The following is a 24,901-nucleotide window of genomic DNA, read 5'->3' on the forward strand; positions in this document are numbered from 1 at the left end:
CTGGCCAAGTTCACGCTCATTGACTACGACCGCGAGATGGCGCTGGTGGCCGTCTACAAGGAGCGCCATGCCGACGAGCAGGGCGAGATCACCGAGCGGGAACGCGTGATCGGGGTGTCGCGCTACATCACCAACCCCGACCAGACCACCTGCGAGTTCTCGCTGGTGGTGGCCGATGACTTTGGCGGCAAGGGCCTGGGCTCGCGCCTGATGGAAAGCATCATGGACGTGGCCCGCGAGCGCGGGCTGGCCGAGATCCAGGGCCTGGTGCTGGCCAACAACGACAGCATGCTGCGTCTGATGCGCAGCCTGGGCTTCACGGTCAAGTCCTATCCGGACGACCCCGACTTCAAGCTGGTGACGCACGCCCTCTGACGGGCGCGGTTTGAGCACGGGGGCAGCATGGGGCGGGCCCCCGCGGGTGCATCAGGCCGTGACGGCCGCCACCTGCTGCAGGCTGGCCAGCGTCATCACGCAGGCCCGGGCGGCTTCGGCGCCCTTGGTCACGAAGTGCGTGTGGAAGTAGCGCTGGTGCTGCTCGTGCTCGTGGAAGTGGTGCGGCGTGAGCACCACCGAGAACACGGGCACCTCGGTGTCGAGCTGCACGCGCATCAGGCCGTCGATCACGGCCGTGGCCACGAAATCGTGCCGGTAGATGCCGCCGTCGACCACCAGACCGGTGGCCACGATGGCGTCGAAGCGGCCGGAGGCGGCCAGTTTCTTGGCGTGCAGCGGGATCTCGAAGGCGCCCGGCACGGTGAACACCTGCACGGCATCGGTGGCGCAGCCCAGCCGGGCGAGTTCGGCCAGAAAGCCTTCGCGGGCCTGGCCGACGATCTCGGCGTGCCAGCTGGCCTGGATCAGGGCCACACGGGGGCGCTGCGGCAGCGCGCCGGCAGCAGGAAGGGAAGCAGAAGGAAGGTCAGACTGATTCATGGCTCGTGAAACGACAACGGGTCCAGAAATCAGGGCGCACGACAACACCGCCCTTCAGGCGCGCGCAGGTGTGTGCCGCCGCGAAGGCGCACGCACCCGCACCCGTCCAGCAGGGCAGGGATCGCGCTCTCTTTCATCCGGACTGTGACCGTCGGCCCTGGCATCTGACCAGGTCTGCTGACCCTCGCGCCACCGAAGCGGTGCGAGGCGCTCGCGGGCTCGAGGCCCGAAGGCCTCCTACCGCCGGTGGGGAATTCCGCCCCGCCCTGAGAACGCTCTGCTCCGGCCATCAAAGGCCGCAGCAGGTGATCATTGTAGGCGGCAGCGTGTCAGGGTGTGCGCCGCCGCCGGAGCGTCCCCCGCCGTGCGAGGGGCAACGCGCGCAGAAGCGCTGCCGCGCCCCGCAGCGGGCGCTCACATCGGCCCGGGTAGCAGCTTCAGGCCGAGCAGCAGCACCGAGGTCACGGCGTTGTAGGTGATGCCCAGCACGGCCTGCACGTAGAACACGGCCGACAGCACCTGCGCGCTGAAGCCGTGCTCGATCACCACGGCGAGGCCGAAGCACAGGGCCGAATACACCGCCCAGCGGCGCAGGTAGGTGGGCAGCCAGCGCACCTGCTGCTGGTTGTGGCGCCACGCGGCCGCCCGCTCGAAGAGATTGGGCCGGTTGACGTCGCGGAACAGCCAGCCGAAGAACCAATAGCGATACAGCAACTGCCGGAAGGGCAGTGGCACGGGCACGGTGTCGTCCGCCATCACGCCGACGGTGCGGCCGCTCAGTGAAGGCGGCGGGGGATCTGAACGGGAAGAGGTCATGGCGCGCTCCTGGCCGATGCGACCATGGTGCCAAGGCTGACCGCGAATCAGGGCCGGGACAGACCCGACCTTGCCTTTCAGAGGGCTTTGCGGCGCGGTGCGCGGGCGGCGTGGGATGCTGCCTGGGCTGCCTGTTCGCGCAGCTTGTCCTTCTTGCTCTTGCGCCGGCCCTTGATGCCGCCGGTGCCGGGGGACGTATCGGCGCCTTCAGCCGTGGCGCTCTCGGCGGGTGCCGTGGCCGGCCGCGGTCGGGGTTCGAAGCCAGGCACGGTCTCGCGCGGCACACGCAGGCCCTGGCGCTTCTCGATCAGGCGGAAATGCGATTCGCTTTCGGGTGGGACGAAGCTGTAGGCGATGCCCGCTTCGCCCGCGCGGCCGGTGCGGCCGATGCGGTGGATGTGGTCGGCCGGCGAGCGCGCAAGGTCGTAGTTCACCACCACCGGCAGGCTGGCGATGTCGATGCCGCGGGCGGCCACGTCGGTGGCCACCACCACCTGCAGCTCGCCCTGCTTGAGCGCCGCGAGCGTGGCGCGGCGCGTGCCCTGGCTCAACTCGCCGTGGAAGGCTGCCGCGTGCACGCCATTGCGGGCCAGCTTGTGTGCCACCAGTTCGGCGCCGTACTTGCTGGCCACGAAGACCAGCATGCGGTCGTTCGGGTGTTCGTTGGCGATCAGGTGGCGCAGCAGCATGGTGCGCTGCTCGGCGTCGATCACCAGCGCGCGCTGGCGGATGTCGGGCAGGGTCTCGGGCGCATCGGCCACCGTGACCTGCACCGGGCGATGCAGCACGTGCTGGGCCAGGCCCGCCACCTCGTCCGGGTAAGTTGCGGAGAACAGCGCCGTCTGGCGGCGGGCGGGCAGCCAGGCCAGGATCTGGGCCAGCTCGTCGGCAAAGCCGAGCTGCAGCAGGCGGTCGGCCTCGTCCAGCACCAGCGTGGATACGGTGGCCAGCGCCAGGGCGCGGTGCTGCACCAGGTCGATCAGGCGGCCCGGCGTGGCGATCACGATGTCGGCCCCGCCGCGCAGGTGCATCAGCTGGGGGTTGATCGACACGCCGCCGTACACGACAGCGAGCTTGGGCCGCTGGGGCCAGTCCGCGCACAGGTCGGCCAGCGTGGCGCCCACCTGGTCGGCCAGTTCACGCGTGGGCAACAGCACCAGGCCGCGCACGGCGCGCGGGGTGCGGCGCTCGGCCTGCAGCCAGTGCGCCAGCAGGGGCAGGGCGTAGGCCAGGGTCTTGCCCGAACCGGTCTGGGCCTGGGCCAGCATGTCGCGGCCGGCCAGCAGCGGCGGCACCGCCTCGACCTGAACCGGCGTGGGGGTGGACAGGCCCTGGGCGCTCAGGGCATTGAGCAGGGCGGAAGGCAGGGCCAGATCGGCAAAGGACATGCGGGGGCGGGGGCCGGTGGCCATTCGGGTGCAGCAGGGGGCGCGGGGCCCAAGGGCGCGAGTGTACGCGGCGGGTGCCGGCTGCGGGGGCGGTTGTCCCCATTTCCTGTGGACAACTTTGTTGGCAAGCCGGGGGGAACCGGGTTTCTCCCAGGGAAGCGGGTTGGGGTGCTCAGAAATGTGGCAATCCACAAGGCCCTGAACCGGCCTGGCGGGGATGGGTTGGCGACAATCCGGGTTTGCGTCCCCTCCGTCTTTCATGACTTCCTCTGCCAGCGACACCGCCCCGGCGACCACGCCCATGTGGACGCGCCGCGGCACGGCCGCCTACCGCCGCATCAGCGTCGCCCTGTTCCTGGCGGGCTTTGCCACGTTCTCGCTGCTGTACGGCGTGCAGCCGCTGCTGCCGGCCATTGCGCAGGCCTTTGGCGTGAGCCCGGCTGAAAGCTCGCTGGCGCTGTCGCTGTCGACCGGCATGCTGGCGTTCGCCATCCTCGGGGCCGGCGCGGTGTCGTCGGCCGTGGCACGCCGGCCGCTGATGGGCGCATCGATGTGCGCCGCGGCGGCGCTCAACATCGTGGCCGCGCTGGTACCCGACTGGCATGCGCTGCTGGTGGCGCGCGCGGTGTCGGGCTTCGTGCTGGGCGGGGTGCCGGCGGTGGCCATGGCCTACCTGGCGGAAGAGATCGAGCCGCCCGGTCTGGGCCTGGCCATGGGTCTGTATGTGGGCGGCACGGCCTTCGGCGGCATGATGGGACGCATCGGCATCAGCGTGCTGACCGAGTTCATGGGCTGGCGCGCAGCGCTGATCTGCCTGGGGGTGATCGGTCTGGCCGCCGCGGCCGGGTTTGCCGCACTGCTCCCCGCTTCGCGCAATTTCGTGCCGCGCCGCGGGCAGGCCTGGTCCGACCACGTGGGGCACTGGGCGGCCCACCTGCGCCGGCCCGGCCTGCCGCGCCTGTTCGCGATCGCGGGGCTGCTGATGGGGGCCTTCGTGACGGTCTACAACTACATCGGCTTCCGGCTGGTGCTGCCGCCGTACGGCCTGAACCAGACCCAGATCGGCTTGATCTTCACGGCCTATGTTTTCGGCATTGTGTCTTCGGCGGTGGCCGGGGCGCTGGCAGACCGTTTTGGTCGCTGGCCGGTGATGGTGTCGGGCATGGTGTGCATGGGCGCTGGTCTGATGCTGACCTGTGTGGCACCGCTGGTGGGCGTCGTGGCGGGCATCGTGGGGCTCACGTTCGGCTTCTTCGTGGCCCACGCCGTCGCCAGCGGCTGGGTGGGCCGTCTGGCCGTGGGCAGCAAGGGGCATGCGTCGTCGCTCTACCTGCTGTCGTACTACCTGGGTTCCAGCGTCATGGGCTCGGTGGGTGGGTGGTTCTGGGGCCACGGCGGCTGGTGGCCGGTGGCGGGCTTCACGCTCGTGCTGGTGGGGCTGGCGCTGTGGTCGGCCTGGGGCCTGCGGCACGTCGATGTCGCGCGGCAGCCGGGCGCTACGATGGGTGCATGAACGCCGCCCCGATACCCGCCCCGCTGTACCCCGATCTGACGCTGCACGACGAAGCCCCGCTGGCCCCCGACCGCCTGGCCGCCCTGGCCGAGGCGGGTGTGGTGCTGGCCGAACGCCGCCGTGGCGGGCGCCGTGGCCCCTTGCTGCCGGATGCCATGCGCCCACGCACCGATGCCGAAGCCCTGGCCGTGCAGGCAGCGGTGGCCCGGGTGCTGGGCTGGCCGGTGGCCGGCTGGAAGTGCGCCTTGCCGGCGCCGGGCAAGCTGGTGGTGGCGCCCATCTACGCACCCACGGTGTGCCGGGCAGAGGCAGGGGTCCCGCTGTCTGCGGCGCCCGTGGCCACGGCGTGGCCATGGGTGGGCGATGGCGCCCCGGCCGTGCGGGTCGAGCCCGAACTCGCCTTCGTGCTGGCCACTGACCTCGCCCCCCGCGCGGAGCCTTGGTCGCCCGCCGAGGTCGACGCGGCCGTGGCGGCCACGCACCTGGCGCTGGAGCTGATCGATTCGCGCTACGCGCCCGAGGCCGTGCCGTCGTTTGAAGACAAGCTGGCCGACGGGCTGGTGAACCAGGGGTTGTTCGTCGGTCCTCGGGTCGACGGCGAGGTGGCCCGCGAAGCCGTGCGCTTCCCCATCGTCATTCAGATGCCAGGGCAGCCGGATGCGGTGCGTGACGGCGTGATGCCCGATGGCTTGCCGCGCGGCCCCTTGCACTGGCTGGCCGAGTTCCTGCGGCAGCAGGGTACCGGCCTGCGAGCGGGGCAGGTGGTCATCACCGGTTCGTATGCCGGGGCGTTCGACCTGCCGTGCGGTGTGCCGCTGCAGCTGCGCTACGGCACGCTGGGCACCCTGTCCGTGTGCCTGCATGCCCGCACAGGCGGTCTCGATTGACCTGGCAGGCTCGTTCTATCGGGCGGCTTCGTAGAGCTCCAGCGGCAGGTCGTCGGGGTCGGCGAAGAAGGTGAAGCGCTGCCCGGTGAGCTCGTCCACGCGGATGGGCTCGACCGCGACCCCGTGGGCCTGCAAGTGGGCCACCGCGGCATCGAGGTCGTCGACCGAGAAGGCCAGGTGGCGCAGGCCCCGGGCTTCGGGATAGGACGGCCGTGGCGGCCGATCGGGAAACGAGAACAGCTCGAGCTGCCCGCCGTCCGGCAGGGCGAGATCGAGTTTGTGTGACTGGCGTTCGGGCCGCCAGGTTTCGGCCAGCACGCGCAGGCCGAGCACCTCCGTGTAGAAGGCCTTGCTGCGCGGGTAGTCGCCACAGATCAGGGCGACATGGTGGATGCGGGTGAGCTGCATGTGCCGATGTTAGCGAGCCTGCGGTGCGGTGATCGCCTGCACCAGCGTGGCGGTGACCAGGGCGCGGAAGGCCTGCAGCAGCGGCGAGTCATCCCCCCGGCGCTGGCTCATCACGACGGGCGAGTCGACGCCCTCTTCGCGCAACGGGCGGTAGGCCACATCCTGGCGCTGCAGGGCCTGCACGGGGGCGGGCACCAGCGTCACCCCGATGCCGGCGGCCACCAGGCCGATGGCGGTCTGCATCTCGTTGGCCTCCTGCACGATGCGTGGGCGCAGGCCACGGGCCTCGAAGTGGGCCAGCATCTGGTCGGCATAGCTGGGGCGCGTCTGCGCGGGGTAGAGCAGCAGCGGCTCTTCAGCCAGCCTGGACAGGGCCACGCGCTTGCTGGCCAGCAGCCGGTGGCGGGCGGGCAGGGCGGCCACGAGCGCATCGCGTGCCACCACTTCGCTGGCGATGGCCACGTCGGCCAGTTCCAGCCGGCCGAAGCCGACGTCGATGCGACCCGCCTTCAAGGCCTCGTGCTGGCGCACGGTGGTCAGCTCGCTCAGGCCGACCTCGACGCGCGGGTGCGCCTCGCGGAAGCGGCGGATCACTTCGGGCAGGAAACCGTACAGCGTCGACGGCACGAAGCCGATGCCGAACCAGCCCTGGTGGCCCTCGGCAATGCGTCGCGTGGCGCGGGCGGCCTCCTGGATGCGGTTCAGGCTTTGCACCACCTGGGTATGGAAGTAGCGGCCGGCCGGCGTCAGGGCCAGCGGCCGCGCCGAGCGGTCGAACAGCTCGGCCCCGAGTTCGTCTTCCAGCTGACGGATCTGCCGGCTCAGCGGCGGCTGGGCGATGTGCAGCTTCTCGGCGGCGCGGCTGAAGCTCAGCTCGGTGGCCACGGCATCGAAGTAGCGCAGGTGACGCAGTTCCATATGTATACCTGTGGGGTATGGGATTGGACCCATTCGATATTGGACGGACCGAGCGTACACGAGGATCATTTCCTCACGCCCCCTCAGTCGACCCCATACCTCCCATGTCTGCTTCCTCTCCTCAAGTGCGTATCGAGGCCATCGAAGCCATCCTCGTCGATCTGCCGACCATTCGCCCGCACAAGCTGGCGATGACGGTGATGCACGGTCAGACCCTCGTGATCGTGCGGGTGCATTGCAGCGACGGCACCATCGGCATCGGCGAAACGACCAGCATCGGTGGCCTCGCCTACGGCGAGCAGTCGCCGGAAAGCGCCAAGCTGGCCATTGACCGCTACATCACGCCGCTGCTGATCGGGGAAGATGCCTCCGCCGTGCAGGCTACGATGCAGCGTGTGGGCAAGCAGGTGCAGGGCAACTCGCACGCCAAGTGCGCGGTGGAAACGGCCCTGCTGGACGCGCTGGGCCACCGCCTGGGCCTGCCCGTGCATGCCCTGCTGGGGGGCACCGCCCAGACCAGTCTGCCGGTGCTGTGGACGTTGGCCAGCGGTGACGCTGCGCGCGACGTGGACGAAGGCCTCTCGCTGATCGAACAGCGTCGCCACAACGTGTTCAAGCTCAAGGTGGGCCGCCGCCCGGTGGCCGAGGACGTGGCCCACGTCGCCGCCATCCGCAAGGGGCTGGGTGATGCGATCCAGCTCACGATTGACGTGAACCAGGCGTGGAACGAGGCGCAGGCCATGGAAGGCATGGCCGCCATGCAGGAGCTCGGCATCATGCTGGTCGAGCAGCCCATCCACGGTCGCAACCGCCGTGCCATGGCCCGCCTGAGTGCCCGCTTCGACGTGCCGCTGATGGCCGACGAGGGCTTCAACGACGCGATGGACGCTTACGAAATTGCCCAACTGGGTGCGGCCGACATCCTCGCGCTCAAGACCGCCAAGGCCGGTGGCCTGGCAGCGGTGCTGAAGGCCGCCACGGTGGGCGAGGCCGCTGGCCTGGGCCTGTATGGCGGCACCATGCTGGAAGGCACGATCGGCTCGATCGCATCGGCCCACGCGTTTGCTGCGGGCCCTGCCATGTACTGGGGCACCGAGCTGTTCGGCCCGCTGCTGCTGAAGGACGACATCGTGCAGCAGCGCCCCGTCTACCGCGACTTCGCGCTGCAGATGCCGGCCGGCCCGGGCCTGGGCCTGGCGCTCGACCTCGACAAGCTGGCGCACTACCGCCGTGACCCGGATCGCGTGCGCCCTGTTGGCGCCGCTGGCCTCTGATCCCCTCTCGCCCATCCCCAGGAGACCCCGATGCTGTTTCATGTCCAGATGACCGTGCGCCTGCCGCATGACATGCCGGCCGACGTGGCCGACGAACTCAAGGCCCGTGAGAAGGCCATGGCGCAAAGCCTCCAGCGCGATGGCACCTGGCGCCACCTGTGGCGCATTGCCGGCCGCTACGCCAACGTCAGCATCTTCGACGTCGACAGCCCGGCCGCGCTGCACGACGTGCTGTCGCGCCTGCCGCTGTTCCCGTACATGGACATCGAGGTGCAGGCCCTGTGCCGTCATGCCTCGTCCATTCACGATGACGACCGCTGAGTCGTCCTTTCCATCACCTCAAGGAGACAACGTGAGCAAGAACGAAATGAGCAAGCAGGCGCTGCTTGACCGCGTCAACACGGTCCGCATCGCCGACGGCAACGAGCGCGTGCGCGCCCTCACGGCCCGCATCGTGGGCGACCTGTTCAAGGCCATCGACGAGATGGACGTGCAGCCGGACGAGTTCTGGGCCGCCACCGACTGGTTGGCTCGCCTGGGCGCCACTGGCCAGATGGGTCTGATCACCGCCGGCCTCGGCTTCGATCGCCTGCTGGACATCCGCATGGACGAGGCTGACGAACGCGCCGGCATCGCCAAGGGCACGCCGCGCGCCATCGAAGGCCCGCTGTATGTGGCCGGTGCTCCGCTGTCGAAGTACGAGACCCGTCTGGACGAGGGCGCCGAGCTGGCGGGCCAGACCTTCGTGATGGAAGGCCGTGTGATCGACGCCAAGGGGCAGCCGCTGGCCGGCGCCATCGTGGATGTCTGGCATGCCAACGACCAGGGCCGCTACTCGCACTTCGACCCAGCGCAACCGGCCTACAACCTGCGTCGCCGCATCGAGACCGACGCCGAAGGCCGCTACCGCTTCCGCAGCAAGCTGCCGCCGGGCTACGCCATCCCGCCGAACAGCCCCACATCGGAACTGTTCGACGCCCTGGGGCGCCATGGCAACCGGCCGGCCCACGTGCACTTCATGGTCGCCGCGCCGGGCCAGCGCCTGCTGACCACCCAGGTCAACATCTCCGGTGACCCGTACAACGACGACGACTTTGCCTTTGCGACCCGCGACGGCCTGGTGGTCGAGGTGGAGTCCGGCGTGTCGGCTGCAGGGTACGAATCGCTGGGCGTGACGGGCCCCATCGGCCGCGTGCGCTTCGACTTCGTGCTGCAGCCCGCACGCACCGAAGACGAGTCGGCGCCGAAGTCGCGCATGGCTCGCGCTTTGAGCTGATGCAGCCCGGCAGGCACGGGGACAGACAGGATCCCCGTGGCCTGACCCCGGCGGTATGATTTCCATCGCCCCCGTGCCGTCCTGGCGTCGGAGGCGATGTGCTTTTCGTCAGCCGAGGTTTTTTGCATGGACCAGCCCGGGAATCCCCCGTCGCCCGCCGCCCCCGCCGCCCGTTCCCGCGGGGGCCGTTGGTGGCGCTGGCCCCTGGGCCTTGGCGTTGCGGCTGCGGCCTGGACGGGGCTCGTGGGCGCCTGGCTGCCCGGCTTCATCAAACCGCGTGTGGAGCAGGCCGCCACCGAGGCCTTGGGGACACCCGTTGCACTCGACGCGGTGGCCCTGCAGCCGTGGACGCTGACGCTTACTGTCGATGGCGCCCGTGTGGGCCCGGCCCATGCACCGTATCTGCGGGTGCAGCAGGCCCAGGTGCAGATCTCGGCCGAGTCGTTGTGGCGCCTGGCGCCCGTGGTGCGCCGCGTGACCGTGCGCGGCCCGCAGGTTTTCATCGAACGACAGACGCCCGAGCGCTTCAACTTCAGCCCGGTGCTCGACCACCTGCGCGCGCAACCCGATGCGGCCGACACCGGCGAGCCGACCCGGTTTGCCGTGCACAACATCCGCCTCGAAGGCGGCGCGGTGCGCTATGTCGACCGCGTGCTGAACCAGTCGCATCAGATCGACCAGATCACGCTGGGCGTGCCCTTTCTCTCCAACCTGCCGAGCTTCGTGACGGTGGATGTGGAGCCGGTGCTGTCGGCCCGGGTCAATGGCAGCCCGCTGCGCGTCGAAGGCCGCAGCCAGCCCTTCTCGGCCAGCCGCACCTCGACCGTGTCGCTGGCCTGGCAGGGCGTGAAGCTGCCTCAATGGCTGGAGGCCGCGCGGCCGCTGCTGCCGGCAGGCTGGCAGGTGCAGATGCCGTCGGGCGAACTGGCCACCGTGGTGACGGTGCGCTTCGAGGCGAAGCCATCTCCGGCCGCACCCAGTGTGTCGATCGAAGGCCACGCCACGGTGCGGGCACTGGCCGTGCAGGCCAGCGGGTTGCCAGGTGTGGGGCCGCTGGAAGCCGGCTGGCGTGAACTGGCCGTGACCGGCGTGGTGTTGCGTCCGCTGGAGCGGCAGGCGCGCGTCGGTCAGATTGCGCTGTCCGGGCTGACGGCCGCTGTGCATCCGCAGGCCGAGGCGACGCGAGTCGAACCCGCGGCGTCGCGTGCACGGGTCGCCGCTACCCCGGTCGCGCCCACGCCCGCGCCTGAAGCGGGTTGGCGCTGGCAGGTCGATGCCGTGAAGGTCGATGCTTCACAACTTGCCGTGCAGACGCAGGCCGCCGCGGCCTGGCCCACGGTGCAGGCCGTGAAGCTCGAGGTCCGCGGGTTGAACGCGGCTCCGTCGAGCCCACCCGCCACCTGGCAGCTGGCGCTGAACGACGCGGCGGGGGCGCGCATCGAGGCGCAAGGCGACCTCCAGATGGCGGCACACCATGCCAGCGCCCGCATCGACGTGGCCGGGCTGTCCTTGCCGCACTGGACCGCCCCGCTGGCCGACGTGCCCGCCTGGCGTACCTTGCCGCTGCAGCCGCAGAAGGGAGTCGTGTCGCTCAAGACCGCGCTGAAGGCGCAGTGGGATGGCGAGGGTGGGCTGGACCTGCAGGCAGACGCGTTGAAGGTGGCCGACCTCCAGGCCCGGCCTGCGCGCACGGCCCGCGGTGTCGACGACCGCATCGACTGGCAGCAGCTGGCGCTCGCCGGCGTCGCGGCCCGCGTGGAGGGCGGTGCGTTGCAGACCGTGTCGATCGACAACGTGGCCCTGACCGGGCTGGATGCGCGCGTGCGCCGTGATGGGCAGGGCAGGGTGCTCGGTCTGGGTGGCCCGCCCGCCTCGTCGAAAGCCCGCACGTCCCCTGCGACGCCGGCCACGGCTGCGCCACGCTGGACGGTGGGGCGCGTGCAATGCGAGGGCTGCCAGCTGCGCTTCGTCGACGAAAGCGTCGAGCCCGCCGCGCGGTTCGACGCAAGCCGGCTGGCGCTGACCGTGCAGGGGCTCTCGCATGACCTGCGCAGCCCGCTGGCGGTCGACCTCGACACCCGGGCGCAGGGCAAGGGTGAGCTGCGTTTCAAGGGCACGGTGCGGCCCCAGCCCCTGTCGGTGCAGGCCCAGGTGGCTGTGCGCAACCTCGAGTTCGGCGCCGTGCGGCCTTACCTCGATCCGTTGCTCAACGTCAGCCTGGCCCGCGCGCAGGCCCAGGCCGCGGGGCGCCTGCAGCTGCAGGACGACCCCCGCAAAGGCCTGAGCGCCCGCTACCAGGGTCGCGCCGGCATCACGGGGCTGCGCGTGCTCGATCGCCTCAATGAGGCGGACTTCCTCACGTGGCAGACGCTTGCGCTCGACAATCTGGATGTGCGGTGGGCCGCCAACGCGCCGCTCGATGCCGACCTGGGGCGCATCCGCCTGCAGGGCTTTTACGGTCGTGTGATCGTCAACCCCGATGGCCGGCTCAACCTGGCTCACATCGTGCGCCAGCCCGATGAAGAGACGACCCGCTCAATCACCACGCCGGCGCCGTCCAGCGCAGCCTCGGCACCAATGCCTGCCGCTGCGTCCACGCCAGTGGCTCCCGCGCACCGGCTGCGCTGGCAGCAGATCCAACTGGCCGACGGCCGGGTCGACTTCACCGACAACTTCATCCAGCCCAACTACTCGGCGCGCCTCACGCAGGTGGAAGGCACGATCTCGGCCGTGTCGTCCGAGCGCACCGAACCGGCCGAGGTTCGCATTGCCGGCGCGGTCGACGACGCCGCGCCACTGCGCATCACTGGCAAGCTGCACCCGCTGGGCCCGCGGCTCTACACCGACATCCAGGGCTCGGCCAAAGGCATCGAACTCACGCGCCTGACACCCTATGCCGCCCGATATGCCGGCTACGCCATCGACAAGGGCACGCTGTCGGTGAACGTGCACTACCAGGTGGATGGCGGGCAGCTCAAGGCCGAGAACCAGGTGTTTCTCGACCAGCTCACGTTCGGGGACAAGGTCGACAGCCCCGATGCCACCAGCCTGCCGGTGCGCCTGGCGGTGTCGCTGCTGAAGAACCGCCAGGGCGAGATCGACATCAACCTGCCCATCTCTGGCTCACTCGATGAGCCGGAGTTCTCTGTGGGCGGCATCATCTGGCGCGTGTTCGTCAACCTGATCACCAAGGCCGTGACGGCGCCGTTTTCGCTGCTGTCCGGCGGCGGCAGCGAAGAACTGGGCTTCGTGCCCTTTGCGCCCGGCAGCACCGAGCTGGACGCAACCGCCCGCCAGCGCCTCACCACGCTGGCCACCAAGCTGGCCGACCGTCCTGCACTCAAGCTCGAGGCCACCGGCCAGGCCGACCCGGCGGCCGACACAGAAGGCCTGCGCGCGGCCCATGTCGAGCGCCTGATGCGCGAGGCCAAGGCCCGTGCCACGCGTCAGCCGGTGGCCGACGTCACCGTGGCCGAGTCCGAGCGCCTGACATGGCTGACCGCCGCCTACAAGGCCGCAGACATCCAGAAGCCCCGCAATCTGGTCGGCCTGGCCAAGGCGTTGCCGGCCGACGAGATGACGGCCCTGCTCAAGGCCAGCGCGCCGGTCGATGCCCGCGCATTGCGCGAGCTCGCCGACCGCCGCGGCGACGCGGTCAAGGCCTTCCTGGCCACCCAGTTGCCGCCCGAACGCGTGATGCTGACAGCCTCGCGCGTCGATGGCGAACTGCCGCGCGGCGAGACGGGGCCCGCCACGCGCGTGCAATTTGCCATCCGATGAAAAGCGGTGGCAAACGGCCGCTTTTCCGGTAATCGGCCACGCCGCGATCCGGCTGTGCCGTGGCGCCGGCGCAGTTCGGCCTCACCATTCCGGGCAGGAGGTGAACCACCATGGGTGCTTCGTCCATCGCGCTGAGCGGCATCCACGCCGCAAGCCTGCGGCTCGACACCGCTGCGCACAACGTCGCCAACATCGAGACGCCTGATTTCCGCCGCCAGCAGACGCTGCAGCGCACGCTCGAGCCCGCGGGCGTGGCCACCAGCGTCACGCAGTCCGACACCATGGGTGCGGCGCTCGAGCGCGATCTGGTCGACCAGCAGGCCGCGAGCTACGAGTACATGGCGGCCCTCGGTGTGATCCGCACCGAAAACCGCATGATGGGCGGCCTGCTCGACGAGAAGGCCTGACCTCACCCGGCCGAACGGCTACGATCGGGGCGCCCACCGCCCCATGACCCACGCCACGCCCGAGGCGCTGGCCGACACCCCGTCGCCGCGCCGTTTCATCGCCCACCTCGACATGGACGCCTTCTACGCGTCCGTCGAACTGCTGCGCTACCCCGAACTGCGCGGCCTGCCCGTCGTCATCGGGGGGGGGCGGCGGCATCAGCCCGAACCCCAGCCGGATGGCACCCGCCGCTTTGCCACGTTGCGCGACTACGCTGGCCGCGGCGTCATCACCACCGCCACCTACCCGGCGCGCGCGCTGGGTGTGCATTCCGGCATGGGGCTGATGAAGGCGGCCGCGCTGGCGCCCGAGGCCGTGCTGTTGCCGGTCGACTTCGACCGTTACCGCCACTTCTCCCGCCTGTTCAAGCAGGCGGTCCTCGCCATTGCGCCCGTGATGGAAGACCGCGGCATCGACGAGATCTATCTCGACCTCACCGACGTGCCCGGCGCGCAGGACACGGTGGACGGCGACCCGCTGGGCGGCGTGCGGGCCGTGGCGCAGCGCCTCAAGCAGGCCGTGCACGAGGCCACCGGCCTGACCTGTTCCGTGGGCGTCACGCCCAACAAGCTGCTGTCCAAGATCTGCTCCGACCTCGACAAGCCCGATGGCCTGACCCTGCTGATGCCCGAGGCCATCCCGGCGCGCATCTGGCCCCTGCCGGCCAGCCGCATCAACGGCATCGGGCCCAAGGCCAGCGACAAGCTGGCCCGCCTGGGCGTGCACACCATCGGCGAGCTGGCGGCCGCCGAGCCGGCCTGGCTGGTCGACCACTTCGGCGCCACCTACGGCGCCTGGCTGCACGCCGCCGCCCACGGCCAGGACGACCGGCCCGTCGTCACCTGGCGCGAGCCCAAGTCGCTCAGCCGCGAGACCACGTTCGAGCGCGACCTCGACCCCCGGCAGGACCGGGCCATGCTCACGCCGCTGTTCACGCGCCTGTGCGAGCAGGTGGCCGCCGACCTCGAGCGCAAGGGCTACCGCGGCCGCACCGTCGCTGTCAAGCTGCGCTATGCCGACTTCCACATCGTCACGCGCTCCATCAGCCTGCCCGAGCCCACGCGCGACGCGCAGGTGATTCGCCTGTGGGCCGGCCGTGCGCTCAAGACCGCGCCGCTGGACCAGCGCCTGCGCCTGCTGGGCGTGCGCATCGACCGCCTGGTGACAGAGGCCGATGCGGCCGCCGCCGAGGCCGCGCCCTTGCCGACCTCGCTGCCGCTGTTCCCCAGCGAGCCCTGACATCCCGGCGACAATGGCAGACTGAATCCACCCACTGATTGCCGTACCGGGAGTGCCATGCTGCGTCGCCTTGCCCTGCTTGCCTTTGCCTGCGTCAGCCTGCCCGGCTGTGCCGTGGTGGCCGTGGCCGATGCGGCCGTCTCCGTTGTGGCCACCACCGTGTCGGTCGGCGCCACGGTGGTCGAGACCGCGGTCGACGTGACGGCCGCTGGGGTCAAGGCCGCCACGGGCAGCGGCGACGTGCCGGCGGTGGAGCAGGCCCCCGCGCAACCCTGAGGTGGACCCCGATGTGGCAGGTGCGCATCGAGCCGCTTGGCGCCACCTTCGGGTGCGATGCCACCGAGTCGGTGCTCGAAGCCGCGCAGCGCGCCGGCGTCCACCTGCCACGCTCGTGCCGCAACGGCAGCTGCCGCGCCTGCCTGTGCCGCCTGCTTGCGGGCGAACTGGCCTACCGCATTGACTGGCCCAGCCTCAGCCCGGACGACAAGGACGAAGGGGCGATGCTGCCCTGCGTGGCCCTGCCGCGCAGCGACCTCACGGTCTGGGCCCCGCAGGCCCGCCCCGTGAACGCAGACACCGCCTGACGCGGCCCGGCGCAGGTCAGCCAGCCATCGGCCCCAGGTAGCGGAAACGCGGCACCGTCTGTCCATCCACGTCCACCGTGCCGGTGAACATCGCATACGGCCGCACCCACAGCGCGCCCTCGCCATACAGGGGCCGGTACACCACCAGCGGTTCCAGCGTCTCGCTGTGGCGCGCCACGCCGATCACCTCGTAGGGCAGGCGCTTGTAGTGCTCGTACCGACCGGTCGGCAGCGAGGGCAGGGGAGGAAGGGGTTCACCAGCAGACATGCCCTCATTGTCCCGCAGGGCTTGGGGTGGCGGCATCATGGTCCCCATCGTCCTCGCGACCCCATCCCACCCTTGCCACGTTCTGCACCATGATCGACCTTCACTACTGGGCCACGCCCAACGGCCACAAGATCACGCTGTTCCTGGAAGAGGCCGGCCTGCCGTATCGGCTCATCCCGGTCAACATCGCGGCGGGCGACCAGTTCAAGCCCGACTTCCTGAAGATTGCGCCCAACAACCGCATCCCGGCCATCGTCGACACGGCGCCGGCCGACGGCGGGGCCCCGCTGAGCCTGTTCGAATCGGGCGCCATCCTGCTCTACCTGGCGGACAAGACCGGCCAGTTCATCCCGGCCGACCTGCGCGGGCGCAACGAGGCAATGCAGTGGCTGTTCTGGCAGATGGGCGGGCTCGGCCCCATGGCCGGCCAGAACCATCACTTCGGCACCTACGCGCCGGAAAAGCTGCCCTACGCCATCGAGCGCTACGTGAAGGAAACCGCGCGCCTGTATGCCGTGCTCGACCGCCATCTGGCCGACCGCGACTTCATCGTCAACGGCCACTACTCGATCGCCGACATGGCCTGCTACCCCTGGATCGTGCCGCACGAACGCCAGCAGCAGCGCCTGGAAGACTTCCCCAACCTGAAGCGCTGGTTCGACGCTATCGCTGCCCGCCCGGCCACCCAGCGCGCCTACGCCCGCGCCGCCGAGGTCAACCCGGCCGGCACGCCCACGGTGAACGAGGCCTCCCGCAAGGTGCTGTTCGGGCAGGACGCCACCACGATCCGCCGCTGACGGGCGCCCTGCGCCGCAGGCACGGCACAATGTCGGGTTGCCCCGTCCGCCGGGGCGCCGCCGTGCCCGCCCACCATGCTCTGGACCTCGCTGAACCGCTTTCTCGACACGCTCCGCCCTCGTCGCCAGGCCGTCGTGCTGCTGGCCGACGCCCTGCTGATCGTGCTGGCGTGGCACACCACCTACCTCTTCCGCCTCGGCGTCGAGCGCTGGCTGCACGAGCGCCCCAGCTACGACGGCAGCGTGCTGCTGTGCGTGATCGCGGTGTACAGCGTCGTCTCGTGGGCGCTGGGCGTGCCGCGGGCCAGCTGGCGTTACACGGGCTTCCATGACATCACCCGCCTTGCCTGGGTCTGCCTGGGTGCGGGCCTGGCCAGCGCCGTCGTCGTGCTCATGGCCCAGCTGGTCGAGATCCCGCGGGCCGTGCTGGCCCTGCACCCGGTGTTCACGCTGGTGATGCTGTCGCTTGGCCGCATGACCATCCGCATGCTCAGCGAGCAATCGCGCGCGCGCCGCTTCGGGGGGCAGCCGGGTACGCATCGCGCGCTGGTGCTGGGCGCGGGCGCCGCGGCCAAGCTGCTGATCGCCGGCATCCAGCACCGCGGCTGGACGGTGGTCGGCCTGCTCGACGACGACGTCAGCAAGCAGGGCAGCCGCATCGCCGGTCTCACGGTGCGGGGCGGGCTCGAGCGGCTCAAGGAGCCCGGCACGCTCGACGACGTGACTCACCTCGTGCTGGCCATGCCGTCGGCGACGCAGGAGCAACGCCAGCGCGCCATCGACCTGGCCACCGAGACCGGCCTGCCCGTGGTCACCGTGCCCTCGGCGGACGAGCTGCGCGAAGGCCGCTCGCGCATCGACCGCGTGCGCGACATCGAGCCCGAAGACCTGTTGGGCCGCGAGCCCGTCAAGCTCGACGAAAGCGCGGTGTCCTCGCTGATCAGCGGCCAGACGGTGCTGGTGACCGGCGCGGGCGGCTCAATTGGCTCGGAGTTGTGCCGTCAGATCGCCCGCTTTGGCCCCAGCCGCCTCGTGCTGTTCGAGCTCAGCGAGTTCGCGCTCTACCAGATCGAGCAGGACCTCGGCGAGCACTTCCCGCACCTGCCGCTGGTGCGCCTGGTCGGCGACGTGAAGGACCTCGATGCGTTGCGCCGCGCCATGGCCGCCCACCAGCCCGACCTCGTCTTCCACGCCGCCGCCTACAAGCACGTGCCGCTGATGGAGGACGACAACGCGTGGATCGCGCTGCGCAACAACACGCTGGGCACCTTCCGCGTGGCGCAGGCCGCGGCCGAGCATGGCGTGAAGCGCTTCGTGCTGATCTCGACCGACAAGGCCGTCAACCCGACCAACGTGATGGGCGCCACCAAGCGCGCCGCCGAGATGGTGGTGTCGCACTGGGCCGCCCAGGCGCCGGGCACGCGCTTCATGGCCGTGCGCTTCGGCAACGTGCTGGGCTCCAGCGGCAGCGTCATCCCGAAGTTCAAGGAACAGATCGCCCGGGGCGGGCCGGTCACCGTCACCCACCCCGAGATCACCCGCTACTTCATGACCATCCCCGAGGCAGCCCAGCTCGTGCTGCAGGCCGCGGCGCTGGCCGAAACCGGACAGGTCTTCGTGATGGACATGGGCAAGTCGGTGAAGATCGCCGACCTCGCGCGCCAGCTGATCCACCTCAGCGGTCACACCGAGGCCGAAATCCCCATCGTGTTCAGCGGCCTGCGCCCCGGTGAGAAGCTCTATGAAGAGCTGCTGGCCGACGCCGACACCACGCTGCCCACGCCGCACCCGCGGCTGCGGCTGGCCCAGCTGCGCGGCGAACTGCCCGCCGACTGGATCGCCCGCCTGCTGACCCTGGCAGAGGACGAAGCTGCCGCGACGCCCGCTGTGCTGCGCGCCCGCCTGCACGCCCTCGTGCCCGAGTACGCACCCCGCTGAAACGGGCCGCCCGGCTTCAGGCCGGCGGCAACAGCTCGTCCACCTGCTGCAGCAGTGCCGGCACCTGCACCGGCTTGGTCAGATAGCAGCTGGCCCCGGCTGCAAACGCCGCGTCGATCTGCTCCGGCATCGCATCGGCCGAAATCACGACCACCGGGATGCTGGCCGTGTCCGGATTCAGCCGCACCTCCTTGAGCATCTCCAGCCCCGACGCGTCGGGCAGATTGATGTCCAGCAGAATCAACGCAGGCGTGCCCTGGCGCCCCTCGTGCAGCTCCCGGATGGCGCCCTGCACCGTGGTGGCGGTCTGCAACTGCACCCACGGCCGGGCGCGCAGGGCGGCGCGGATCACCTCGGTGTTGGTGGCGTTGTCCTCCACCAGCAGCACCGTGCGGGTCGGTCGGGCAGCGGGGCTGGACGCCGTCGGTGCCGTGGCGGCCGGTGGAGGCGGGGCCTCCGGCGTGAGCACCACCGCCGGCAGGCTCAGCGTGAAGGTCGAACCCTTGCCTTCCTCGCTGCGCGCGCGCAACTCGCCGCCCATCAGCTGCGCCAGGTGGCGGCTGATCACCAGGCCGATCCCCGTGCCGTCCGGCACCAGTGATTCACGCCCCAGGCGGTTGAAGGGCTGGAACAGCTGCGCCTGCTGGGCTTCGCTCATGCCCAGGCCGTTGTCGCTCACCGCAATCTCCATCCGCGACGCGCCCTGTTGCTGCCGCTGCACAGCTACCTTCACCTCGCCGCCCGGGCGGTTGTACTTGATGGCGTTGGTCAGCAGGTTGGTCAGGATCTGGCGCAGCCGCGTCGGGTCGGCCTGCACGCCCCAGTGCATGGGCACCCGGTCCGGCCAGATCAGGGTGATGCGGCGCTGCCGAGCCTGCGTCTCCACCAGGCTCGCCACCGCGGTCAACGCCTCCCGCACCGATTGCGGTCGGGTGTCGAGCCGCACCGTGCCGGCATCCAGCCGCGAGATGTCCAGCACGTCGTCGATCATGTCCAGCAGGTGCCAGCCAGCCTGCTGGATCTGCTGCACACGCGCCACCTGCGCGGGCGGCAGCGGGTGCGTCTGGTCGATTTCCATGACCTGTGCAAAGCCCAGCACCGCGTTCAACGGCGTGCGCAGCTCATGGCTCATGCGAGACAGAAAGGCGCTCTTGGCCTGGCTGGCCGATTCGGCGGCAGCCCGTTGTGCGCGGGCCTCCTCCATCGCGGCCTGCACACGGCGGGTGTGGCCCGTCATCACCAGCAACAGCGTGCCGAGCGCCGCCGCGAAGGCCACGCCACCCAACGCAAACAGCCACGCAGACTGGCCTTCGGCCAGCGGCACGGGCTCGTTCGTCCATGTCAGCAGCGCCCACTGTGCCCCGGCAAAATCAATGGGCACCACCTCGCTCAGCAGGGCACCGGCGGGCACCACGCCACCGGGGCACGCCGACGGTCCGCCGAGCACCTGGGCCACTGCCGCGGTCCGGTCCACCAGGCAGGCCGACAGGTAGCCTGGCCGGTTGCGCAGGATGTTGCCCAGTGCGTCCTCCATCCGCATCGTGATGAACACGCCACCCAGCGTCGCCTGCACCCGCGCCTGCGGGGTGAAGGGCTGACCATCGTAGACGGGAAGGTAGATCACCACCCCCTGCTGCGAGCCCGTCTCCTGGGCCAGCCGGAATCCGCGGGTGGCGATGGGGCGGTCCTCGCGGCGGGCGCGTTCGAACGCTTCGCGCGTCACCGGGCGCGACAGCACGTTGTAGCCCAGCGCGGCGCGATTGCGCTCCTGCGGCTCGATGAAGCGCAGCAGGACCAGTTCGTCGCCCGAGGGCGGTTCCCGCGCCACGCCGTCGAAGGCGCGGTAGTCCGGCACGCCATTGGCGCGCATGTGGCCTTCGAACACCAGCAGGTCACGGGCCCAGACTCGTTCCGCCCAGCCCATGCCATGCACTCCAGTCAACCCGGAAAGCCAGTAACGGGTCGCGCGCCGGAACTCGTCGGCTTCCACCAGGTCGGAGGCCGCGTACACACTGCGCAGGGATTCCAGCGCATCCAGATAGTCCCCCAGTTGCTGGCGCAGGGTGTGCACGGTGGCCGTCACGTCGTGCTCGAACAGATCCCGGTTGCGACGAGCCTCCCAGGTCTGCACCTGGTGGATGCTCAGCGACAGCAGCACGGTGGCCAGTGCCATCGGCAGGCCCACGGTGACGCGCCGTGCACGCCACAGCGCCGCGGGCCGGCCGGTGAAGGCCAGCATCAGCGGCGCACCTACCAGCACGCCCAGCAGGTCGCCGCCCCACCATTTCAGCCATGCAATCGGGGCCCCGTCCAGCGGCAGCAGGCCGAGCGCCAGCAGCCCGGCCACGGACACCGTGGCGTTCACCACGCTGGCCACCGGCCCGGCCAGCGCCATGAAGCGAACCACCAGACGCGGGCGGTCCAGCTCCAGTCCTGCTCGTCCGTCCTTGCCGAGAATCAGCTTCGAGCCCACCCAGGCTTGCAGGCCGGCGCCCACGCCGCTGATCAGGGCCTGCACCCACATGGCCGGCGGCATGGGCCCGGGCCCGCTCAGATGCAGCGAGAGCACGACGGTGACCGCCCCGAGGCCAACGGGCACGGCCATCCAGCGGCCCCAACCCAGAACGGCGCCCAGCCCCAGCCCGGCAGCCAGGTAAAGCGGCGAGGCAAACCCCCCGGGGGGCACCAGCCACAGGGCGGCCAGGCCAGCCGCGGTGTAGATCAGCCAGGTGAGCAGACCATGCGGCCAGACTGCAGGCATGGAAGTCAGGAGGCGCATTGCGCAGGAGGTGGGGTGCCAGCTCTTGTGATGTTGTAGGCAAACCATAGCACCCGGCGACCCGTTTGTGTCACGGGGGCATTCGAGATGGCCGCCGTCTGTGGCGCCGCGTCTCTTCTAGACTGTCCGGCATCTCGGTTTTCCAGGAGCTTTCATGTCGATCCGTCTTGCCCGGGGCCTTGCGCCGTTCGTTCTCGGACTGTCCGTGCTGGGCGCTGCAGTCCCTGCCGCCCGCGCCGAAGCCCCCCAGCAGAAGACCCAGGTGCCCGGCTACTACCGCCAGATGGTCGGCGCCTTCGAGGTGACCGCCCTGTACGACGGGCAGATCATGCTCGACGCAAAGCTCCTGAAGAACGCCTCCGCCACCGACATTCAGAAGCTGCTGGCACGCCAGTTCCGCGCCACACCGACGCCCACCGCCGTGATCGCCTTCCTCATCAACACCGGCGAGCGCCTGGTGCTGGTGGACGCCGGGGCAGGGCGCTTCTTCGGCCCCGGCCTCGGACAGGTCGTTCCCAGCCTCAAGGCCGCCGGCTACCAGCCCGAGCAGGTCGACGCGGTGCTGCTGACCCACCTGCATGGCGACCACGTCGGCGGGCTGGTGCAGGACGGCCAGGCCGTCTTCCCCAAGGCCACCGTGTACGCCTCGGCGGGCGATGCCGGGCACTGGCTCAACCCCGATGTGGCGGCGAAGGCCCCGGAAGGCGCCCAGCGCTTCTTCAAGATGGCGCAGGACGGCGTGGCGCCTTACGTCAAAGCGGGCGCATTCAAGACCTTCAGCGGCGAGTCGGAGATCCTGCCTGGCATCGCGCCCGTCAAGTCCAACGGCCACACCCCGGGCCACACCAGCTACCTGCTGCAGTCGCGTGGGCAGCAGCTGCTGGTCTGGGGCGACATCGTCCACAACGCGGCGGTGCAGTTCGCGCGGCCCAAGGTCACCATCGAGTTCGACGCCGACAGCAAGCAGGCGCTTGCCACCCGGCTGAAGCTCTTCGGCTGGACCGCCAAGGACGCCCTGCTCGTGGCCGGCGCCCACCTGCCATTTCCCGGCCTCGGCCAGGTGCGCGCCGACGGCCAGGGGCGCTTCAGCTGGGTGCCCGTCGACTACGCGCCCATCGCGCCCTGAGCGCGACGCCGCCCCGCCCATGGGCCTGATGTGCCGTCGGTGTGCACCGGATGCCACCGAAATGCACCCGGCGTCCGATTGGCGGGTGGTCATGGCCTTATTCCGCGCCCAGCGCCTGCGCACGACCCTATACTGACCGTTCATTCGTCAGCCCACGGACACGGGCCGCGAAGCTGGTTTCACAAGGCAATGATCGCCATGACATCCAAATTCAAGATCGCGGGCTGGGTTGCGCTGGGCGCCCTGGCTGGCGGCCTCACCACGCTGCAACTCGGTGCCACGGCCCGCAACACGGTGGCCCCGCTGCCGCTGGAAGAGATGCAGCAGCTTGCCGCGGTGTTCGGCATGATCAAGACCGACTACGTGGAACCGGTCGACGAGAAGAAGCTCATCAGTGACGCCATCGGCGGCATGGTGTCTGGGCTCGATCCGCATTCCGTCTACTTCGACAAGACCAGCTTCAAGGAATTCCGCGAAGGCACCACCGGCCGCTTCGTGGGCGTTGGCATCGAGATCGGTATGGAAGACGGCCTCGTGAAGGTGGTGTCGCCCATCGAAGGCTCGCCCGCTTTCCGCGCCGGCATGAAGAGCGGCGACCTGATCACCAAGATCGACGACACCTTCGTCAAGGGCCTCACCATGGACCAAGCCGTCAAGCGCATGCGCGGCGAGCCGAACACCAAGGTGGTGCTGACCATCTTCCGCAAGACCGAGAACCGCAGCTTCCCCGTGACCATCGTGCGCGAGGAAATCCGCGTGCAGTCGGTCCGCACGAAGATGATCGAGCCGGGCTATGGCTGGGTCCGCATCAGCCAGTTCCAGGACCGCACCGTCGACGACTTCGTCACCAAGGTGAACGCGCTCTACAAGGAAGATCCCAAGCTCAAGGGCCTGGTGCTCGACCTGCGCAACGACCCGGGTGGCCTGCTGGAAGGCGCCATTGCGATCTCGGCCGCTTTCCTGCCCAAGGACGTCGTGGTTGTGTCCACCAACGGTCAGCTGCCGGAATCGAAGGCCACCTTCAAGGCGCGCGCCGAAGACTATTCGCGCCGCTTCGGTACCGACCCGCTGGCCAAGCTGCCGGCCGCCCTCAAGACCGTGCCGCTGGTCGTGCTCGTCAACGAAGGCTCGGCGTCGGCTTCCGAGATCGTCTCGGGCGCATTGCAGGACCACAAGCGCGCTACCGTCATGGGCGGCCAGACCTTTGGCAAGGGCTCTGTGCAGACCGTGCGCCAGCTGACGGCCGACACCGCGCTCAAGATCACCACAGCCCGCTACTACACCCCCAGCGGTCGCTCCATCCAGGCCCGTGGCATCGTGCCGGACGTGATGGTCGACGAAAGCGTCGAAGGCAACCTGTATTCGGCCCTGCGCATGCGCGAAGCCGATCTGGAAAAGCACATCGGCAGCGGCCAGGGCAAGGAAGAGAAGGACGCCGCCCGAGAGAAGGCCCGCGAAGAAGCGATGAAGAAGCTGGAAGAGCTCAACGGCAACGGCAAGAAGAACGAGCCGCCCAAGCCTCTGCCCGAATTCGGCTCGGCCGAAGACTTCCCGCTGCTGCAGGCACTCAACCAGCTCAAGGGCAAGCCGGTCGCCGTCTCCAAGACCATGACCGAGCGCAAGCCGGAAGAGAACCAGGCGCAGTGAACGACGACCAGCGGCTGCGCTACAGCCGCCACCTGCTGCTCGACGAGTTCAGCGAGGACGCGCAAGATCACCTGCTTGCCAGCCGCGCGCTGGTGATCGGGGCCGGCGGGCTGGGCGCGCCCGCCTTGCTGTACCTGGCCTCGGCCGGGGTCGGCGCCATCACGGTGGTCGACCCCGACGAGGTGGACCTCACCAACCTGCAGCGCCAGGTCGCCCACGCCACCGACCGCATCGGCCAGCCCAAGGTGCACTCCGCGCGGACCGCGCTGGCGGCGCTCAACCCGGGCGTGCAGGTCGAGCCCATCCACCAGCGGGCCGATGAGGCCCTGCTGCGCCGCGAGGTGCCGCGCGCGCAAGTCGTCCTCGACTGCACCGACAACTTCGCCACCCGGCAGCTCGTCAACCGCGTCTGCCACGAAGCGGGTGTGCCGCTGGTCTCGGCTTCGGCCGTGCGCTTCGATGGGCAGATCAGCGTGTTCGACCCGCGGGACGCCGCCAGCCCCTGCTACGCCTGCCTCTTTCCGCCCGACACCCCGCCGGAGGAGGCGCGCTGCGCGCTGCTCGGCATCTTCGCGCCCGTGGTCGGCGTGATGGGCGTGATGCAGGCCGGCGAGGCGCTCAAACTGCTGCTGCAGTCCGGCCCCGAGGGCGCTTGGAAAGGGCACCAGAGCCTGGCCGGCCGCCTGCTGATGCTCGACGGCCGCAACTGGCGCTGGACCGAGCTGCGCGCGCGTCGGCAAGCTGGCTGCCCCATCTGTGGCGACCACGCACCGCACCCCCAGGGGCACTGACGGGATTTCGCAACTGCCCCCCGGCTTGCGCGCTGTTTCGCGCGCCGGGCCTGCGGGCGCGGCTGCATACTGGGTTCCCGACGTGCTTG

Annotated in this window: 23 protein-coding genes and 1 riboswitch; of the genes, 16 read left to right on the plus strand and 7 right to left on the minus strand. The window is 70.1% G+C overall.

Annotated elements, in window-relative coordinates; all coding sequences use genetic code 11:
- A partial coding sequence (locus Q0Z44_RS10890) for a GNAT family N-acetyltransferase (protein ID WP_298012559.1) occupies positions 1 to 375 on the plus strand: 375 nt, incomplete at its 5' end.
- Between the two features lie 51 nt (positions 376 to 426).
- On the opposite strand, the gene Q0Z44_RS10895 is transcribed toward Q0Z44_RS10890, so the two are convergent.
- From Q0Z44_RS10895 to Q0Z44_RS10905, 3 genes are all read right to left on the minus strand, one after another.
- A complete protein-coding gene (locus Q0Z44_RS10895) occupies positions 427 to 936 on the minus strand; it encodes a 6,7-dimethyl-8-ribityllumazine synthase (RefSeq protein WP_298012562.1) in 510 nt (169 codons plus the stop codon).
- A gap of 121 nt (positions 937 to 1,057) precedes the next feature.
- Positions 1,058 to 1,214, minus strand: a riboswitch (FMN riboswitch).
- A 136-nt stretch (positions 1,215 to 1,350) separates the two neighbouring features.
- Positions 1,351 to 1,692: a hypothetical protein gene (locus Q0Z44_RS10900; protein ID WP_298012643.1), complete on the minus strand. Its 342-nt coding sequence runs from the start codon at positions 1,690 to 1,692 to the stop codon at positions 1,351 to 1,353.
- A gap of 137 nt (positions 1,693 to 1,829) precedes the next feature.
- Positions 1,830 to 3,140: a DEAD/DEAH box helicase gene (locus Q0Z44_RS10905; RefSeq protein WP_298012564.1), complete on the minus strand. Its 1,311-nt coding sequence runs from the start codon at positions 3,138 to 3,140 to the stop codon at positions 1,830 to 1,832.
- A 259-nt stretch (positions 3,141 to 3,399) separates the two neighbouring features.
- Here Q0Z44_RS10905 and Q0Z44_RS10910 point away from each other — a divergent pair, with 259 nt between their 5' ends.
- Both Q0Z44_RS10910 and Q0Z44_RS10915 read left to right on the plus strand, forming a co-directional pair.
- A complete protein-coding gene (locus tag Q0Z44_RS10910; protein ID WP_298012567.1) occupies positions 3,400 to 4,653 on the plus strand; it encodes an MFS transporter in 1,254 nt (417 codons plus the stop codon).
- A complete protein-coding gene (locus Q0Z44_RS10915; RefSeq protein WP_298012568.1) occupies positions 4,650 to 5,540 on the plus strand; it encodes a 2-keto-4-pentenoate hydratase in 891 nt (296 codons plus the stop codon). Before Q0Z44_RS10910 ends, Q0Z44_RS10915 begins: the two co-directional genes overlap by 4 nt.
- A gap of 15 nt (positions 5,541 to 5,555) precedes the next feature.
- Here the strand turns inward: Q0Z44_RS10915 and Q0Z44_RS10920 are convergent, their stop codons facing one another.
- Together Q0Z44_RS10920 and Q0Z44_RS10925 are read right to left on the minus strand one after the other, a co-directional pair.
- Positions 5,556 to 5,948, minus strand: coding sequence for a VOC family protein (locus Q0Z44_RS10920; protein ID WP_298012571.1), 393 nt, complete (start codon positions 5,946 to 5,948; stop codon positions 5,556 to 5,558).
- Positions 5,949 to 5,957: 9 nt separating this feature from the next.
- The gene (locus Q0Z44_RS10925) at positions 5,958 to 6,866 is read right to left on the minus strand and encodes a LysR family transcriptional regulator (RefSeq protein WP_298012573.1); all 909 of its coding nucleotides are present in this window, start codon (positions 6,864 to 6,866) and stop codon (positions 5,958 to 5,960) included.
- Between the two features lie 104 nt (positions 6,867 to 6,970).
- Here Q0Z44_RS10925 and Q0Z44_RS10930 point away from each other — a divergent pair, with 104 nt between their 5' ends.
- The 8 genes from Q0Z44_RS10930 (at position 6,971) to Q0Z44_RS10965 (ending at position 15,466) form a co-directional block, all read left to right on the plus strand.
- Positions 6,971 to 8,140 (plus strand): muconate/chloromuconate family cycloisomerase, encoded by a 1,170-nt coding sequence (locus tag Q0Z44_RS10930; RefSeq protein ID WP_298012575.1) that lies wholly within the window; start codon positions 6,971 to 6,973, stop codon positions 8,138 to 8,140.
- A gap of 30 nt (positions 8,141 to 8,170) precedes the next feature.
- The gene (catC, locus tag Q0Z44_RS10935; protein ID WP_109034561.1) at positions 8,171 to 8,461 is read left to right on the plus strand and encodes a muconolactone Delta-isomerase; all 291 of its coding nucleotides are present in this window, start codon (positions 8,171 to 8,173) and stop codon (positions 8,459 to 8,461) included.
- A 46-nt stretch (positions 8,462 to 8,507) separates the two neighbouring features.
- On the plus strand, positions 8,508 to 9,416 hold the full coding sequence (locus Q0Z44_RS10940; protein ID WP_298012646.1) for a dioxygenase: 909 nt from the start codon (positions 8,508 to 8,510) through the stop codon (positions 9,414 to 9,416).
- Between the two features lie 243 nt (positions 9,417 to 9,659).
- A complete protein-coding gene (locus Q0Z44_RS10945; RefSeq protein ID WP_298012577.1) occupies positions 9,660 to 13,196 on the plus strand; it encodes a DUF748 domain-containing protein in 3,537 nt (1,178 codons plus the stop codon).
- A 110-nt stretch (positions 13,197 to 13,306) separates the two neighbouring features.
- Positions 13,307 to 13,603, plus strand: a complete 297-nt coding sequence (locus Q0Z44_RS10950) for a flagellar basal body protein (RefSeq protein ID WP_298012580.1) — start codon at positions 13,307 to 13,309, stop codon at positions 13,601 to 13,603.
- Between the two features lie 43 nt (positions 13,604 to 13,646).
- The gene (gene dinB, locus Q0Z44_RS10955; protein WP_298012583.1) at positions 13,647 to 14,882 is read left to right on the plus strand and encodes a DNA polymerase IV; all 1,236 of its coding nucleotides are present in this window, start codon (positions 13,647 to 13,649) and stop codon (positions 14,880 to 14,882) included.
- Positions 14,883 to 14,939: 57 nt separating this feature from the next.
- Positions 14,940 to 15,158, plus strand: coding sequence for a hypothetical protein (locus Q0Z44_RS10960; RefSeq protein ID WP_298012585.1), 219 nt, complete (start codon positions 14,940 to 14,942; stop codon positions 15,156 to 15,158).
- Positions 15,159 to 15,169: 11 nt separating this feature from the next.
- Positions 15,170 to 15,466, plus strand: coding sequence for a 2Fe-2S iron-sulfur cluster-binding protein (locus tag Q0Z44_RS10965; RefSeq protein ID WP_298012587.1), 297 nt, complete (start codon positions 15,170 to 15,172; stop codon positions 15,464 to 15,466).
- A gap of 16 nt (positions 15,467 to 15,482) precedes the next feature.
- Here the strand turns inward: Q0Z44_RS10965 and Q0Z44_RS10970 are convergent, their stop codons facing one another.
- A complete protein-coding gene (locus Q0Z44_RS10970; RefSeq protein ID WP_298012591.1) occupies positions 15,483 to 15,734 on the minus strand; it encodes a DUF1653 domain-containing protein in 252 nt (83 codons plus the stop codon).
- 89 nt (positions 15,735 to 15,823) lie between these two features.
- Between Q0Z44_RS10970 and Q0Z44_RS10975 the strand changes: the two genes are divergently transcribed.
- A complete protein-coding gene (locus tag Q0Z44_RS10975; RefSeq protein ID WP_298012595.1) occupies positions 15,824 to 16,531 on the plus strand; it encodes a glutathione binding-like protein in 708 nt (235 codons plus the stop codon).
- Positions 16,532 to 16,606: 75 nt separating this feature from the next.
- Positions 16,607 to 18,469 carry a nucleoside-diphosphate sugar epimerase/dehydratase gene (locus Q0Z44_RS10980; RefSeq protein ID WP_298012600.1) on the plus strand — a complete coding sequence of 621 codons (1,863 nt, stop codon included), beginning with the start codon at positions 16,607 to 16,609 and terminating at the stop codon, positions 18,467 to 18,469.
- 16 nt (positions 18,470 to 18,485) lie between these two features.
- Here the strand turns inward: Q0Z44_RS10980 and Q0Z44_RS10985 are convergent, their stop codons facing one another.
- A complete protein-coding gene (locus Q0Z44_RS10985) occupies positions 18,486 to 21,230 on the minus strand; it encodes a CHASE domain-containing protein (protein WP_298012603.1) in 2,745 nt (914 codons plus the stop codon).
- A gap of 172 nt (positions 21,231 to 21,402) precedes the next feature.
- On the opposite strand from Q0Z44_RS10985, the gene Q0Z44_RS10990 reads away from it, so the two are divergent.
- The 3 genes from Q0Z44_RS10990 to moeB all read left to right on the plus strand — a co-directional run bounded on the left by Q0Z44_RS10990 (position 21,403) and on the right by moeB (position 24,812).
- Positions 21,403 to 22,374: an MBL fold metallo-hydrolase gene (locus tag Q0Z44_RS10990; protein WP_298012609.1), complete on the plus strand. Its 972-nt coding sequence runs from the start codon at positions 21,403 to 21,405 to the stop codon at positions 22,372 to 22,374.
- 198 nt (positions 22,375 to 22,572) lie between these two features.
- On the plus strand, positions 22,573 to 24,021 hold the full coding sequence (locus tag Q0Z44_RS10995; protein WP_109038176.1) for a S41 family peptidase: 1,449 nt from the start codon (positions 22,573 to 22,575) through the stop codon (positions 24,019 to 24,021).
- Positions 24,018 to 24,812, plus strand: a complete 795-nt coding sequence (moeB, locus tag Q0Z44_RS11000; protein WP_298012616.1) for a molybdopterin-synthase adenylyltransferase MoeB — start codon at positions 24,018 to 24,020, stop codon at positions 24,810 to 24,812. Before Q0Z44_RS10995 ends, moeB begins: the two co-directional genes overlap by 4 nt.
- Positions 24,813 to 24,901 lie beyond the last annotated feature (89 nt).

The sequence above is a fragment of the uncultured Aquabacterium sp. genome, from assembly GCF_947366995.1.
In the GTDB taxonomy this organism is placed as follows: domain Bacteria; phylum Pseudomonadota; class Gammaproteobacteria; order Burkholderiales; family Burkholderiaceae_C; genus Aquabacterium.

What these genes read in the sequence shown, in the direction of transcription:
- dinB (WP_298012583.1), top strand. Translation starts at nt 13,647, where the DNA reads ATGACCCACGCCACGCCCGAGGCGCTGGCCGACACCCCGTCGCCGCGC.
- Q0Z44_RS10980 (WP_298012600.1), top strand. Translation starts at nt 16,607, where the DNA reads ATGCTCTGGACCTCGCTGAACCGCTTTCTCGACACGCTCCGCCCTCGT.
- Q0Z44_RS10895 (WP_298012562.1), bottom strand. Translation starts at nt 936, where the DNA reads ATGAATCAGTCTGACCTTCCTTCTGCTTCCCTTCCTGCTGCCGGCGCG.
- Q0Z44_RS10985 (WP_298012603.1), bottom strand. Translation starts at nt 21,230, where the DNA reads ATGCCTGCAGTCTGGCCGCATGGTCTGCTCACCTGGCTGATCTACACC.
- Q0Z44_RS10970 (WP_298012591.1), bottom strand. Translation starts at nt 15,734, where the DNA reads ATGTCTGCTGGTGAACCCCTTCCTCCCCTGCCCTCGCTGCCGACCGGT.
- Q0Z44_RS10905 (WP_298012564.1), bottom strand. Translation starts at nt 3,140, where the DNA reads ATGTCCTTTGCCGATCTGGCCCTGCCTTCCGCCCTGCTCAATGCCCTG.
- Q0Z44_RS10910 (WP_298012567.1), top strand. Translation starts at nt 3,400, where the DNA reads ATGACTTCCTCTGCCAGCGACACCGCCCCGGCGACCACGCCCATGTGG.
- Q0Z44_RS10995 (WP_109038176.1), top strand. Translation starts at nt 22,573, where the DNA reads ATGACATCCAAATTCAAGATCGCGGGCTGGGTTGCGCTGGGCGCCCTG.
- Q0Z44_RS10915 (WP_298012568.1), top strand. Translation starts at nt 4,650, where the DNA reads ATGAACGCCGCCCCGATACCCGCCCCGCTGTACCCCGATCTGACGCTG.
- Q0Z44_RS10950 (WP_298012580.1), top strand. Translation starts at nt 13,307, where the DNA reads ATGGGTGCTTCGTCCATCGCGCTGAGCGGCATCCACGCCGCAAGCCTG.
- Q0Z44_RS10925 (WP_298012573.1), bottom strand. Translation starts at nt 6,866, where the DNA reads ATGGAACTGCGTCACCTGCGCTACTTCGATGCCGTGGCCACCGAGCTG.
- Q0Z44_RS10965 (WP_298012587.1), top strand. Translation starts at nt 15,170, where the DNA reads ATGTGGCAGGTGCGCATCGAGCCGCTTGGCGCCACCTTCGGGTGCGAT.
- Q0Z44_RS10990 (WP_298012609.1), top strand. Translation starts at nt 21,403, where the DNA reads ATGTCGATCCGTCTTGCCCGGGGCCTTGCGCCGTTCGTTCTCGGACTG.
- Q0Z44_RS10975 (WP_298012595.1), top strand. Translation starts at nt 15,824, where the DNA reads ATGATCGACCTTCACTACTGGGCCACGCCCAACGGCCACAAGATCACG.
- Q0Z44_RS10920 (WP_298012571.1), bottom strand. Translation starts at nt 5,948, where the DNA reads ATGCAGCTCACCCGCATCCACCATGTCGCCCTGATCTGTGGCGACTAC.
- Q0Z44_RS10960 (WP_298012585.1), top strand. Translation starts at nt 14,940, where the DNA reads ATGCTGCGTCGCCTTGCCCTGCTTGCCTTTGCCTGCGTCAGCCTGCCC.
- Q0Z44_RS10900 (WP_298012643.1), bottom strand. Translation starts at nt 1,692, where the DNA reads ATGGCGGACGACACCGTGCCCGTGCCACTGCCCTTCCGGCAGTTGCTG.
- catC (WP_109034561.1), top strand. Translation starts at nt 8,171, where the DNA reads ATGCTGTTTCATGTCCAGATGACCGTGCGCCTGCCGCATGACATGCCG.
- Q0Z44_RS10930 (WP_298012575.1), top strand. Translation starts at nt 6,971, where the DNA reads ATGTCTGCTTCCTCTCCTCAAGTGCGTATCGAGGCCATCGAAGCCATC.
- Q0Z44_RS10940 (WP_298012646.1), top strand. Translation starts at nt 8,508, where the DNA reads ATGAGCAAGCAGGCGCTGCTTGACCGCGTCAACACGGTCCGCATCGCC.